Genomic DNA, 12,803 nt, shown 5'->3' with positions numbered 1-12,803 from the left:
TCTGACAGATATAAAAACGATCGTGATTACGAAGAAGAACGGGTAGGGACGATTATTTTCTTTGCTTTCATCATTTTCCTTACCGTCTTGTTCAACTATGTCAAAGCGGAAGACAGCGACTCATCGCATTCCGGCAGCTCCTATCATGGTTATTCGGCAGGGCATAAATAACGTGAGATCTGTTTAACCTCGTTGTACCGTTTCATTTTTATTTTTTCAGACGACCTTTTTATAAAACATGCTAACTCGCCGTCAATTTCTCAGTTACACTGCCGCGCTTGGCGCTGCCTCTGCTTTTTCTTGGCAAACTTACCAATACCTCAACCGTAAACCGCTGGTTTCTATTAACCGTGTCGGCTTGCCGTTGGGGCATTTGTTGCGCGACGGGGAATTGCTCAGTCCGCCGACCAGTCGTTATGAATGCAATACGTTGATACTCGGTGGCGGTGCGGCGGGTTTGGGGGCGTTGTGGTATTTGGCGAAGCATCATCACCGCGATGTATTGTTGGCAGAAGGGTTTGAACGTAATGGCAACAATGCCGCCTATACGTCTTCAGACGGCCTGAAAGCGCCGAGTGGTGCGCATTATTTGGCTTTGCCGTCGAAAGAAAGCGTGTATGTGCGCGAGATGTTGGAGAATTTCGGTATTTTGCAGTCGGACGGCAGCTTTAGGGAAACCGATTTGGTCTATGCGCCCGAATCGCGCCTCTTATATCAGGATAAATGGGTGGAACATTTATTGCCGAAAGAAGATGCGGATTCCAAACGGTTTTTTGATTTAATCGGCCGTCTAAAACAAGCTTACGGCAATGACGGTAAGAAAATTTTTGCCATTCCAATTGCGCTGTCATCGACAGATGAAACATGGCGCAAACTCGATAATCTGACGTTTAAACAATGGCTTGAGCAAGAAGGTTACCACTCGACCGAGCTTTTATGGTATCTAGATTATTGTTGCCGCGATGATTACGGGCAAGGGATAGGGCAAGTGTCTGCCTTTGCCGGATTGCATTATTTTGCTGCCCGCAACAATGCAGAAACCGTCCTCACTTGGCCCGAAGGTTTGGCACATCTTTCCGAAAACCTGCGCCGTCATGCCGGTTTGCAGGAAGGCTGGCAATGGCCGTCTGAAAACCGTATCCGTTTGGAGAAGCCTGCTTCAATTAATGCTTCCGCCGTCAAAATCAAACCGCTTTCAGACGGCCGGATTGAAGTGTGGCTGCGTGATAATGCAAAAGGCGAAACCGTTGCCGTCACCGCACAACACGTTATCTCCGCCATGCCGCTGATGGTTGCTGCCCGCATTATTGAATCTCCCGAACAATTTGGTCTGGACATCCCAGAATACGCGCCATGGCTGGTTTCCAATTTTGAACTGCACAGTTTCCCGAAAGAAAAAAACAACAGCGAACTTGCGTGGGATAATGTGGTTTATGGCAGCCAAGGGCTGGGCTATGTTGTTGCGACCAACCAGCTTATCCGGGTTACCCGTCCTGAACGCACGATTTTTACCGCCTACGCCGCGCTCAACCACGATACGCCACAAGCCGTCCGCCGCCAGCTGCTTGAAGCAAGCGACGAAGAGCTGCTCCAGCTTGCCGCCCAAGATTTGCTTACTGCTTACGGCGAAGGCTTTTGGCGGCACGTTTCCCATGTTGACATTACCGTTCGCGGGCATGGCATGAGCGTGCCGAAGCCCGGCTATTTAAGCGATGAGGCTTTATTAAAAATCAGAAATCGAAATTTTAGATTGTTGTTTGCACACAGTGACTTAAGCAACTATTCGGTATTTGAAGAGGCTTTGTATTGGGGTGTGGAAGCGGCACGGAAAGTGTTGGGAAAAGGATAATTAGAATGAGGCGTATATTTGGCTAAATTTCTGTTTACATTCAAATTTCAATTTTAAAAGGAAACTATATGAAATATTTGAGTTTTTCTCTGATTGTTGCCTTAGGGTTAGGGAGCGCGGCATTTACCTCTGCTGAAAAAATGCTGCCTCTGAACGAAACAGGCTGCATTGACCAACCCTTACAGGTTAAACGTGGCCAAGTGTATGGTTTTAATAGTTCGGCAGATGCCGGTTTAGTGCTTTCATTCGCGCCTGTCAGTCCTGGTGTCGTTGTGAAAGACCCGAAAGGCAAACGAATTGCTTTGGAAGTAGGGGCTGATGGTGATGCGCCTGAAAACCGCTTCAGCTTTGCCGAAATTGATCAGAAAGGACGTTACACTATCCGCTTCCCGAGGACAGGTAAGATTGAATCTTTGTGTGTTAATGCCGCCAGTTAGGATAAATATTAAGCTGAATAATGCTTGATTCAGTATGCTTGCAGTAAAGAAAAGGCCGTCTGAAATTATATTCAGACGGCCTTTTCTCTTTTAACTTAATAACCTGATTAGGCTTTTGGTTTCAAAGCGGCAGCTTCGCGAGCCAGACGGGTGATGGTATCCCAGTCTTTGTTTTTGATGGCTTCTTTTGGAGTCAACCATGAGCCGCCGACGCACAAGACATTAGGCAGTGCCAAGTACTCGGGTGCAGTTGCCAGGCTGATGCCGCCGGTCGGGCAGAAGCGAACATCGGCGTAAGGGCCGTACAGGGCTTTGAGCATGGCTTTGCCACCAACGACTTCGGCAGGGAAGAGTTTGAGGGTGTCGATGCCGTGTTCCAAAGCCAGTTGGACTTCACCCGGAGTGGCAACGCCGGGAATCAGGGGAATGCCGCTGTTGTGGCTGGCTTTGGCGAGGGATTCGTGCAAACCCGGGCTGATGGCGAAAACCGCACCTGCGTCTTCGACGGCTTTGAGCTGTTCGGGATTGGTTACCGTACCTGCGCCGACGATGGCATTGGGCACTTCTTTGGCAATCAGGCGGATGGCGTCGAGGCCGACAGGGGTGCGCAGGGTGATTTCGAGGGTGGGAATGCCGCCTTCGACAAGGGCATGGGACAAATCGACGGCAGTGCTCAAGTCGTCAATCGCCATCACAGGCACAACTGCGCCGGCGGTCAGGATTTCGCGTGGGGTCAGTTTGGACATTTTAGGTCTCCGTTGGGGACTGTATCGTAATAGGTTCGTTAACATGGTTTCAGACGGCCTGATTGTTTTAAAAGGCCGTCTGAAAAGGGTTTAGGCAAATTCGCCGCCGAAGCTCATGGCGCCGGTTTCTGCGCTGCTGGTCATGCTGCGGAAGTTGGCGAAAAGTTCGCGGCCGCAACCTTGTTGGTTCGCGCTCAAGTCGATACGTTCGACTTCGCGGGCGTTCCATTCGGCTTCGTTGATCAGGACGTTGAGTTCGCCGGTAACGGAGTCGAAGCGGATCAAGTCGCCGGTACGGATTTTGGCGATATTGCCGCCCATCAGGGCTTCAGGCGTCATGTGGATGGAGGCCGGAACTTTGCCGGATGCGCCGGACATACGGCCGTCGGTCAGCAGTGCCACTTTAAAGCCGCGGTCTTGCAGGATGCCCAAAGGCGGGGTCAGTTTGTGCAACTCGGGCATACCGTTGGCGCGCGGGCCTTGGTAGCGGACAACGCAGACAAAATCGCGTTCCAACTCGCTGCGTTCAAACGCAGCCAACACTTCGCGTTGGTCGTTGAACACGATGGCGGGCGCTTCGATGATACGGCAGCCTTCGCGCACGGCGGACACTTTAATCACGCCGCGACCGATGTTGCCTTTCATCAGGCGCAAACCGCCGTCTGGGGAGAACGGGTTGTCGGCTTTGCGCAGGATGTCTTCATTGCCGCTGGTTTCAGGGGCTTCGCGCCATTCGAGTTTGCCGTCGATGAGGAAAGGCTCTTTGGTGTAGTGGCGCATACCGTGTCCGACAACGGTATCGACATCGTCGTGCAATAGGCCTGCGTCCAGCAATTCGCGGATAACGAAAGGCAGGCCGCCTGCTGCGGTAAAGTGGTTCACGTCGGCTTTGCCGTTGGGATACACACGGATCAGCAATGGGATGATGGAAGAAATTTCGTCAAAGTCGTCCCAGTTCAAAATCACGCCTGCGGCACGCGCCATGGCGACGAGGTGCATGGTGTGGTTGGTCGAACCGCCGGTCGCCATCAGGCCGATCAGGGCGTTGATGAAGGATTTTTCAGTCAACATTTCGCCCAATGGTTTGATGGTGCCGTTTTTAATGCCGCGTGCGAGGTGTCCGGCTGCGTAGCGGGTCAGAGCTTCGCGCAGGTCGGTATAGGGATGGACGAAGGCGGCGGCAGGAAGGTGTACACCCATCATTTCCATCATCATTTGGTTGGAGTTGGCGGTGCCGTAGAAGGTACAAGTACCCGGGCTGTGGTAAGAGCCCATTTCGCTTTCAAGCAAGGCATCGCGACCGACTTTACCTTCGGCGAAAAGCTGGCGGGTACGGGCTTTTTCTTTATTACCGATACCGCTGGACATCGGGCCTGCCGGAACGAAGATGCCCGGAATATGACCGAAAGACAAAGCGCCGATCATCAAACCCGGTACGATTTTGTCGCACACGCCCATAAACAGGCTGCCGTCGAACATTTGGTGCGACAGACCGATGGCGGTACTCATGGCAATCACGTCGCGGGAAAACAGCGACAATTCCATACCAGCGTAGCCTTGCGTGATGCCGTCGCACATGGCTGGTGTGCCGCCGGCGACTTGGGCGGTCGCGCCGTTTTTCTGTGCTTCGTCTTTGATTTGGTCGGGGAAGTCTTTAAACGGCTGGTGTGCGGAAACCATGTCATTGTAGGCAGTGATGATGCCTAAGTTGGGGACGGTTTCCTGAAGCATTTCGATTTTGATGCTCTTAGGCATGGAGGCATAGCCGTGTGCCAAGTTGCTGCAGCCGAGCTGGTTGCGCTCTAAGCGTCCCATCTGTTTGGCGCTGCGGATTTTCGCCAGATACTTTTCACGCGTCGGGCGGCTGCGCTCGATGATGCGCTCGGTAATTTCGGCGAGTTTCGGGTGAATAGGAGTGGGGTTCATGTGCGGTCTCCTGGCTAAACGATATGATAGGGATTTTGTTTGCGCGTTTCTGATTTTTGTATTGGGTGTTTTCTTCAGACGGCCTTGAGCTGTGGGAATGAATAATATGGGCCGTCTGAAATGTTGAAGATTTCTCTTCGAAGTGTCCGCATATTATAGTACAAAATCTGTAATTTTGTTACAAAATAATTTACTAAGTGGAAGAAATTTGATTTAAATCGAGATATGGTCAATTCGTAAAATGGCAGGCTGCAAAAGTCATCAAACTTTTATGTTAAATCAAACAATTTGTAAAAATGAGAATGGACAAAATGTGTAGCCATGTGTAGTATTACTACTCATTAGCCCGCTTGTTTGAAATTTTGGTGCAGGCGATTGGTTTTTTATTGCTTGTTGCTTAAAGGCTTTTGATTTTAATCGATTTTTATGGATGATGACAGTCCAAAAGTTTTGAAGCAAGCTTCCTCAACGAGAGATGAAACGATGAGTACACAGACAAATTTTGATTTGGTATTGTTTGGCGCGACCGGCGATTTGGCAATGCGTAAACTTTTGCCTTGCCTGTATCAGGCGCATGTAGCCGGTTTGCTTCATCCCGAAGGTCGTATTTTGGGCGTAAGCCGCAGCGAATTGGATACCGCCGGCTTTTTGGCCAAAGTGGAAACGAATTCTAAAATCCATGTCAAACAAAACTTCTCAGAAGAAGCGTGGACATCGTTCATCCAACGTCTCGAGTATTTAAAAGTCGATGTGACAAAGAAAGACGACTTCATTGCTTTGGGCGACTTGGTAAAAGCGCGCAAGAATACTGAGAATGTCGTGATCTATCTCTCAACTGCGCCGAAATTCTTTGCGCAAGCCTGTGAAAACCTTGCTGAAATCGGTTTGAATGCCGATAACGTGCGCGTGGTTTTGGAAAAACCGTTGGGTACGGACTTGGCCTCTTCCCAACAGATCAATACAGATGTGGCCCGTTATTTCAAAGAAGAACAAATCTACCGTATCGACCATTATTTAGGTAAAGAAAGCCTGCAAAACCTGCTGGCCTTGCGTTTTGCCAATGTGATGTTCGAGCCTTTGTGGAACAACAAATATATTGAAAGCGTACAGCTGACCATCGCCGAGCAGTTGGGCGTGGAAGAACGCGGCGAGTTTTACGACATTACAGGCGCATTGCGCGACATGGTGCAAAACCACTTGATGCAAATGCTTTGTATGACTGCGATGGAAGCACCGGCGAGCTTGGATGCCGATGCCGTACGCGACGAGAAAGTGAAAGTCATCAAATCGCTGAAACCGCTGACCATCGAATCCGTCAACGAAAATGTTATTCGCGGCCAATATGTTGCAGCAAACGGTATGAACGGCTATCTGGAAGAAGTTGATGTACCGAAAGACAGTTTTACTGAAACCTATGTCGCCATCAAAGCCGAAATCGAAAACGAGCGTTGGAAAGGCGTACCTTTCTACCTGCGTACCGGCAAACGCATGGCAGGCAAAGTGGCGGAAATCGTGTTGAACTTCCGTCCGCTGCAAAACCATATTTTTGATAACAGCCAACCTGCGCCGAATCGTTTGGTTATTGAACTACAACCGACCGAATCCGTCCGCCTTTACACCCAAGTGAAAACCCCGGGTGCAGGCAACAAAGTCGAAGTGACACCGATTGGTGTGGACTTGGGCACAGCCGTCGAAGGCCGCCGCGCCGAGGCTTATGAGCGCCTGCTGCTGGATGTGATTAACGGCAAACTCGCTTTGTTCAACCGTCGTGACGAACTCGAAGCCGCTTGGGAATATGTGATGCCGATTTTGGAAAACTGGGCGAACAATACAACGCCTCCGCATGCTTACGAAGCCCATTCTTGGGGTCCTGAAGCTGCGCGCGCGCTGTTGGCCCGTGACGGTAACAAGTGGCACGAAGAGCAATAATATTTCTTTCAGACGGCCTTGTTTTCCAACAAAAGGCCGTCTGAAACCATGAAAGGACGAAACATGTTTGTTTGGCACGAACAAGAAAATGCTGCAACTGCTGCGCAAGCTCTCGCCGATGCCGTTGCCGCCGCATTGCAAGCCGCGTTGAATGAGAAAGGCCATGCGGTTTTGGCCGTTTCTGGCGGCCGTTCGCCGATTGCGTTTTTCGAGGCTTTGTCGCAAAAAGATTTAAATTGGCAAAACGTCGGCATTACTTTGGTGGACGAGCGTATTGTCCCGACTACGCATGCCGACAGCAATACAGGCTTGGTACGCGAATATCTGCTCAAAAATAACGCGGCCGTTGCCACATGGATTCCTGTTGTTGAAGACGGAAAGTCTGAAACTGAATTACAACCTGAAGTTGTCGTTGCTTATGCATTGAAACATTACAAGCAACCTGACGTGCTGGTGTTGGGCATGGGGTCAGACGGGCATACAGCGTCGTTGTTCCCTCAAGCGCCTCAATTACAGGCCGCAATCAATGAAGCCAATGACCCGACATTGATTCATACTACGCCGGTTACCGCGCCGCATGAGCGTGTGAGCATGACTTTGGGTGCGATTGCCAAAACGCCGAATGTGTTTTTGGCTATTCAAGGCGCAGAGAAAAAAGCAGTATTTGATAAAGCCGCCGCAAGGGCCGATACCGAATATCCGACCAGTCTGATTCTCAATCACCAAGGAATTAACTGCCATGTCTACTATGCACACTGAAGCTTATCCTCGTTTGGTCGCCGATATCGGCGGTACGAATGCCCGTTTTGCGCTTGAAACTGCACCACAGGTCATTGAAAAGGCTGAAGTCTTGCCTTGCCAGGATTACGACACCATTGTCGATGCCGCCAAAACTTATTTGGAACGCGCAGGCAGTCCGAAAGTCTTGCACGCCGCCTTTGCGATTGCCAATCCGATTTTGGGCGACTGGGTGCAGATGACCAACCACCACTGGGCATTCTCCATCGAAACCACCCGCCAGGCTTTGGGTTTTGAAACGTTGATTCTGTTGAACGACTTTACTGCCCAGGCTTTGGCGGTAACAAAAACCGATAAGAAAGACTTGATACAAATCGGCGGTCAAAAACCAATCGAATTTGCGCCTAAAGCCGTTATCGGTCCGGGTACCGGTTTGGGTGTCAGCGGTTTGGTGCACAGCGCTGCCGGCTGGGTAGCGTTGGCAGGCGAGGGCGGCCATACCAGCTTCCCGCCGTTTGACGATATGGAAGTATTGATTTGGCAATACGCTAAAAACAAATACGGCCATGTTTCTGCCGAGCGTTTCTTGAGCGGCGCAGGTTTGAGCCTGATTTACGAAGCATTGGCCAAACGCGACAACATCAAACAATGCCGTCTGAAGCCTTCTGAAATCACCGATAAGACATTGAGCGGAACATCGCCGATTTGCCGTCAGACTTTGGATATTTTCTGCGCCATGCTGGGTACGGTTGCTTCCAATTTGGCTTTGTCATTGGGTGCGCGCGGCGGCGTGTATTTGTGCGGCGGGATTATCCCGCGCGTGTTGGATTACTTTAAAACATCCCCGTTCCGCAGCCGCTTTGAAAATAAAGGCCGCTTTGAGGCTTATCTTGCCGCCATTCCCGTGTATGTCGTATTGAGCGAGTTTCCGGGCATCGTCGGCGCGGCGGTCGCATTAGACAATCATTTAAATAACGTTTAAACACACAAACGGCGGTGCAGGGCAGGGTGCGAAAATGTGCCTTGTCCTGAACGTCAAAGAATCAAAGGGTAGAGTATATGTTAAGCAAAATCAGCGAATCATTGTCCAATCTCTCCGGTGCGGAACGCAAAGTTGCCGAATCTGCGCTGGCCGAGCCGAAATGGTTCGTTCATGCCGCTGTGGCGGAAATTGCCGAGCGTGCGTCCGTCAGTCAGCCGACAGTAATCCGTTTCTGCCGCAGCTTGGGTTACAAAGGCTTGCCTGAGTTCAAACTCGCTTTGTCTGCCAGCATCGGCCACGAAGGCATGCCTTACGTTCATGAAGAATTAAACGCCGATGACAACATGGGCAGCGTGGTCGAAAAAGTATTGGGCAATGCCGCAGCCTCCCTTTTGGGCGAGCGCCGCTTCCTGAAAGAATCCGAGCTTGAAAACGCGATTGCCATTCTGATGCACGCGCGACGCGTTGAGTTTTATGGTGTCGGCAACTCCGGCATCGTTGCCCAAGATGCGCAACACAAATTCTTCCGCTTCGGTATGTCCACCGTTGCCTATGTCGATACGCATACCCAGCTGATGGCGGCTTCCGTATTGACCGAGCAGGATGTGTTGGTGGCGATTTCCAATACCGGCTCATCTATCGAATTGTTGGACGCGGCCAGTATCGCCAAAGAAAACGGCGCAGCCGTTATCGCGCTCACCCGTAATGATTCGCCGTTGGCTCAAATGGCTGACTGCGTATTGAGCATTGCCACTCAGGAAAATGCCGAGCTTTATACGCCTATGGTGTCCCGCCTTCTGCAGCTGGCCGTTATCGACATTTTTGCCATCGGCTTGGCCTTGCGTTTGGGCGACACTGCCAGCACGCAACTGCAGAAAAGTAAAAAAAGCATACATAACAAGCACATCGAATACGATAAAGATTGATTCTTCACTGACATTTTCAGACGGCCTCGTCCCATATCAAGGCCGTCTGAAACCTCAAAAAACGGAAACCATCCCGTTCCCGTTTCAGACGACCTCACGGCCGTTTTCTCAACAAAACTGTCCACTATCCAGGAGAGCATCCGATGAAACACCTTCACGATTTACCGGCTTGGTCAAAATTATGGATACATTTTGACGAAACCAAAGAACAACACATGCGCGAAATGTTCGAGCAAGATCCCGAACGTGCCGAGCGCTACTGGCTGCAGGTTGGCGGCCTGACTTTGGATTATTCTAAAAACCGTATCAACGACGAAACCATGGCACTGTTGTTCGAGTTGGCTCGTGAAGCAGGCGTGCCGGAACGGATGCAGCAAATGTTCCACGGCGAAAAAATCAATACGACAGAAAACCGCGCCGTACTCCACGTTGCCCTGCGCAACCGCACCAATGCCCCTATCGTCGTGGATGGCGAAGATGTCATGCCTAAGGTCAACCATGTCCTGCAACGCATGGGCGAGTTCGCGCATGAAGTCCGCAGCGGTAGCTGGTTGGGCTATACCAATCAAGTCATTACCGACGTCGTCAACATCGGTATCGGCGGCTCTGACCTCGGCCCTCTGATGATGTGTACCGCGCTCAAGCCTTTCGGCCATCCGCGTTTGAACATGCACTTCGTCTCCAATGTGGACGGCTCCCAACTGCGCGACGTATTGTCCAAAGTCCACCCTGAAACTACGCTGTTCATTATTGCGTCCAAAACCTTTACCACCCAAGAAACCCTGACCAACGCCCTGACCGCGCGTAAATGGTTCTTGGATCATGCAGGCGATGAAAGCGCCGTGGCCAAACACTTCGTTGCCGTATCGACCAACCAAAAAGCCGTTGCCGAATTCGGTATCGATACCGCCAATATGTTTGAATTCTGGGATTGGGTCGGCGGACGGTACAGCCTGTGGTCGGCCATCGGCCTGCCGATTATGCTGTATCTCGGCGAAGAAAACTTCATCGAAATGCTCAACGGCGCGCACTTGATGGACCAACACTTCATCAACACGCCGCTGGAGCGCAACCTGCCGGTTATCCTTGCCCTTATCGGCATTTGGTACATCAACTACTACGGTGGCGGCAGCCACGTTATCGCGCCTTACGACCAACATCTCCACCGTCTGCCCAAATTCATCCAGCAGCTCGATATGGAGAGCAACGGCAAACAAGTGACCCTTGACGGTAAACCGGTCGGTTACGAAACTTCCCCGATTATTTGGGGTGAAACCGGTATCAACGGCCAGCACGCCTTCTTCCAACTGCTGCACCAAGGTACGCACATCACACCGATTGACCTCATCGCCTCTCTTGAAAAACGCAGCAATTTGCAAGGCCACCACGAAATCCTGTTGGCGAACGTCTTTGCCCAAGCCGAAGCCTTTATGCGCGGCAAAACGCCGGACGAAGTACGTGCCGAGCTTCAAGCACAAGGCATGGACGAAGCGCGTATCGAAGAGCTTGTTCCGCACAAAACCTTCTCCGGCAACCGCCCGACCAACCTTATCCTCATGGATAAAATCAACCCGCGCAATATGGGCAGCCTGATTGCCATGTACGAACACAAAACTTTCGTTCAAGGCATTATTTGGGGCATCAACAGCTTTGACCAATGGGGCGTAGAACTCGGCAAACAACTGGCCAAAACCATTCTTGCCGAATTGACCGGCGAGACCGAAGTGCAAAAACACGACAGCTCCACTACACGTCTGATTAATCTTTATTTAAACGCCAACAAATAAAGCATTTATTTAAAGCTAAGGCCGTCTGAAAGTTTCAGACGGCCTTTTGTTTTATTCCGGATCATCCGTAAACGCATTATCCTGAAATATCGGTACAAACGTGAAAAGATACAGTACGAACACGGCGATGGTCAGAATCGCAGGAACGGTGATGAAAAATATCAGGTTCACGTTCATCAAGAAAGCGCGTGAGATGGCGGCCATAAAGAGCAGGGGGACGGCAATGCGGCAGAGTTTTGGGTAGTCGAGTTTGGTAAAGCCGCTATGCCACAGTCCGGCGGTCAGCCACACCATTATCACGCCACCTATCATGCCGCCGAGGGTAATCAGGTGTAATGGGGCGGAGGAGGGCAGATTTTGCAGTTTTGCCGCGCCTGTCCACAGATAGCCTGCGGCGGCAAAGAGCTGGAGCAGGTAATAAGTGCAGACGTAGTGTTTGCGCAGGAGTTCGTGATGGTGGAGCTCACGCAGCTTGGCGAGCAGGATGAATCCGACGGCAAGCGCGGTAAAACCGGCGGTTTGCGCGGGCAGCCAAAGTTCGGCGGCGGCGTGCAAGAGCAGGAAAGTAATGGCGATGTTTTTATAAACGATATTTGGAATAAAAACAGGGTCTTTCAGACGGCATTCTTTAAGGGCTTCCGCGCCCAAAAGAATGCTGACGCGGACGGATACAAACATGACAGCTGCCATGTTCAGATGTACTTGCGCGCGAAGTAAGTTCAAATCGCCATTCGTGGCATAGGCCGTCTGAAAAGCAGTAAATGCGGCGAGCAGCATTAGCAGGGCAAAGTTGTCAGTGTTTCGGTCGAGCCAAATCAGCCAAGAGCAGAACAGCAACAATACCAGCCAATAGGCGGCGACAAAAAACGAGGCAGTTTGCGGCGAAAAGGGCAGTATGGCAGATGCAGCGAGCAGCAATGCCGCCATCAAAGTAGCGACAGGTTTCAGACGGCCTTTATAACCCGTCCATTCGAGCATGGCTGCAGTCAGGAAGCCGCCGTATGCCGCAGGCAGCATGAGTTCTAAGAAGATTTGGCGGTGCAAAATGACGGCACCGGGGCTGATGAAAAACACCAACGCGCCGAGTATGGCAAGCACCGCCGCACCGACGAAAAACGGCCGCATGGGGTGGGTGAAAAACTTATTCATGGTTTGGCTTGATTCTGCATGAAGATGCTTTCGGATATAGATTTATTGGGAGGACAGGGTCGTATCTTTTGCCAAAGAGGCAAGCCTGCGGCTTGCTTGCCCTCTCCCACGGGGAGAGGGGATTAAGCTGCCAAACCCGAACATTTTCAGGTTTGCCTACCATCTGATTTTCAATCCTACGTTCTCTAATTTTCAGCAACCTGATTCCCTCTCCCCGTGGGAGAGGGTTAGGGAGAGGGCAACGAACCGCAAGGTTCGTCAGATACTCAAATGCCCGTATCATTCATATTATTGATATTATTGTTTGAATTGTATTATTTTCAATAATAATAAA

Annotated in this window: 10 protein-coding genes; 7 read left to right on the top strand and 3 right to left on the bottom strand. The window is 51.0% G+C overall.

All coding sequences use genetic code 11. The features are described from left to right. Nucleotides 1–238 precede the first annotated feature (238 nt). Nucleotides 239–1,849 (top strand): NAD(P)-binding protein, encoded by a 1,611-nt coding sequence (locus tag ACTHSP_RS12400; RefSeq protein WP_440346190.1) that lies wholly within the window; start codon nt 239–241, stop codon nt 1,847–1,849. 68 nt (nt 1,850–1,917) lie between these two features. After that, nucleotides 1,918–2,286 carry a hypothetical protein gene (locus tag ACTHSP_RS12395; protein WP_314512301.1) on the top strand — a complete coding sequence of 123 codons (369 nt, stop codon included), beginning with the start codon at nt 1,918–1,920 and terminating at the stop codon, nt 2,284–2,286. Nucleotides 2,287–2,393: 107 nt separating this feature from the next. Here ACTHSP_RS12395 and ACTHSP_RS12390 read toward each other — a convergent pair whose 3' ends face one another. After that, on the bottom strand, nt 2,394–3,032 hold the full coding sequence (locus ACTHSP_RS12390) for a bifunctional 4-hydroxy-2-oxoglutarate aldolase/2-dehydro-3-deoxy-phosphogluconate aldolase (RefSeq protein ID WP_003745733.1): 639 nt from the start codon (nt 3,030–3,032) through the stop codon (nt 2,394–2,396). Between the two features lie 90 nt (nt 3,033–3,122). Continuing rightward, the gene (edd, locus tag ACTHSP_RS12385) at nt 3,123–4,958 is read right to left on the bottom strand and encodes a phosphogluconate dehydratase (protein WP_314512303.1); all 1,836 of its coding nucleotides are present in this window, start codon (nt 4,956–4,958) and stop codon (nt 3,123–3,125) included. A 483-nt stretch (nt 4,959–5,441) separates the two neighbouring features. Between edd and zwf the strand changes: the two genes are divergently transcribed. The 5 genes from zwf (at nt 5,442) to pgi (ending at nt 11,320) form a co-directional block, all read left to right on the top strand. Next, nucleotides 5,442–6,887 carry a glucose-6-phosphate dehydrogenase gene (zwf, locus tag ACTHSP_RS12380; RefSeq protein ID WP_314512305.1) on the top strand — a complete coding sequence of 482 codons (1,446 nt, stop codon included), beginning with the start codon at nt 5,442–5,444 and terminating at the stop codon, nt 6,885–6,887. Nucleotides 6,888–6,950: 63 nt separating this feature from the next. Beyond that, nucleotides 6,951–7,646 (top strand): 6-phosphogluconolactonase, encoded by a 696-nt coding sequence (gene pgl, locus ACTHSP_RS12375; protein ID WP_036491640.1) that lies wholly within the window; start codon nt 6,951–6,953, stop codon nt 7,644–7,646. After that, a complete protein-coding gene (locus tag ACTHSP_RS12370; protein ID WP_039861966.1) occupies nt 7,627–8,607 on the top strand; it encodes a glucokinase in 981 nt (326 codons plus the stop codon). Before pgl ends, ACTHSP_RS12370 begins: the two co-directional genes overlap by 20 nt. Before the next feature lie 77 nt (nt 8,608–8,684). Further along, nucleotides 8,685–9,533 (top strand): DNA-binding transcriptional regulator HexR, encoded by an 849-nt coding sequence (hexR, locus tag ACTHSP_RS12365; RefSeq protein WP_440346189.1) that lies wholly within the window; start codon nt 8,685–8,687, stop codon nt 9,531–9,533. Nucleotides 9,534–9,676: 143 nt separating this feature from the next. Beyond that, on the top strand, nt 9,677–11,320 hold the full coding sequence (gene pgi, locus ACTHSP_RS12360) for a glucose-6-phosphate isomerase (RefSeq protein WP_314512307.1): 1,644 nt from the start codon (nt 9,677–9,679) through the stop codon (nt 11,318–11,320). Between the two features lie 51 nt (nt 11,321–11,371). On the opposite strand, the gene ACTHSP_RS12355 is transcribed toward pgi, so the two are convergent. Continuing rightward, nucleotides 11,372–12,469 carry an NnrS family protein gene (locus ACTHSP_RS12355; protein ID WP_101755314.1) on the bottom strand — a complete coding sequence of 366 codons (1,098 nt, stop codon included), beginning with the start codon at nt 12,467–12,469 and terminating at the stop codon, nt 11,372–11,374. Between the last annotated feature and the right edge of the window lie 334 nt (nt 12,470–12,803).

The organism is Neisseria sp. P0001.S005 (assembly GCF_051963715.1).
The sequence above is the reverse complement of the archived record's forward strand: the minus strand, read 5'-3'. Positions and strand labels throughout refer to the sequence as shown.

What these genes read in the sequence shown, in the direction of transcription:
- ACTHSP_RS12370 (WP_039861966.1), top strand. Translation starts at nt 7,627, where the DNA reads ATGTCTACTATGCACACTGAAGCTTATCCTCGTTTGGTCGCCGATATC.
- ACTHSP_RS12400 (WP_440346190.1), top strand. Translation starts at nt 239, where the DNA reads ATGCTAACTCGCCGTCAATTTCTCAGTTACACTGCCGCGCTTGGCGCT.
- pgi (WP_314512307.1), top strand. Translation starts at nt 9,677, where the DNA reads ATGAAACACCTTCACGATTTACCGGCTTGGTCAAAATTATGGATACAT.
- ACTHSP_RS12390 (WP_003745733.1), bottom strand. Translation starts at nt 3,032, where the DNA reads ATGTCCAAACTGACCCCACGCGAAATCCTGACCGCCGGCGCAGTTGTG.
- ACTHSP_RS12395 (WP_314512301.1), top strand. Translation starts at nt 1,918, where the DNA reads ATGAAATATTTGAGTTTTTCTCTGATTGTTGCCTTAGGGTTAGGGAGC.
- edd (WP_314512303.1), bottom strand. Translation starts at nt 4,958, where the DNA reads ATGAACCCCACTCCTATTCACCCGAAACTCGCCGAAATTACCGAGCGC.
- hexR (WP_440346189.1), top strand. Translation starts at nt 8,685, where the DNA reads ATGTTAAGCAAAATCAGCGAATCATTGTCCAATCTCTCCGGTGCGGAA.
- zwf (WP_314512305.1), top strand. Translation starts at nt 5,442, where the DNA reads ATGAGTACACAGACAAATTTTGATTTGGTATTGTTTGGCGCGACCGGC.
- ACTHSP_RS12355 (WP_101755314.1), bottom strand. Translation starts at nt 12,469, where the DNA reads ATGAATAAGTTTTTCACCCACCCCATGCGGCCGTTTTTCGTCGGTGCG.
- pgl (WP_036491640.1), top strand. Translation starts at nt 6,951, where the DNA reads ATGTTTGTTTGGCACGAACAAGAAAATGCTGCAACTGCTGCGCAAGCT.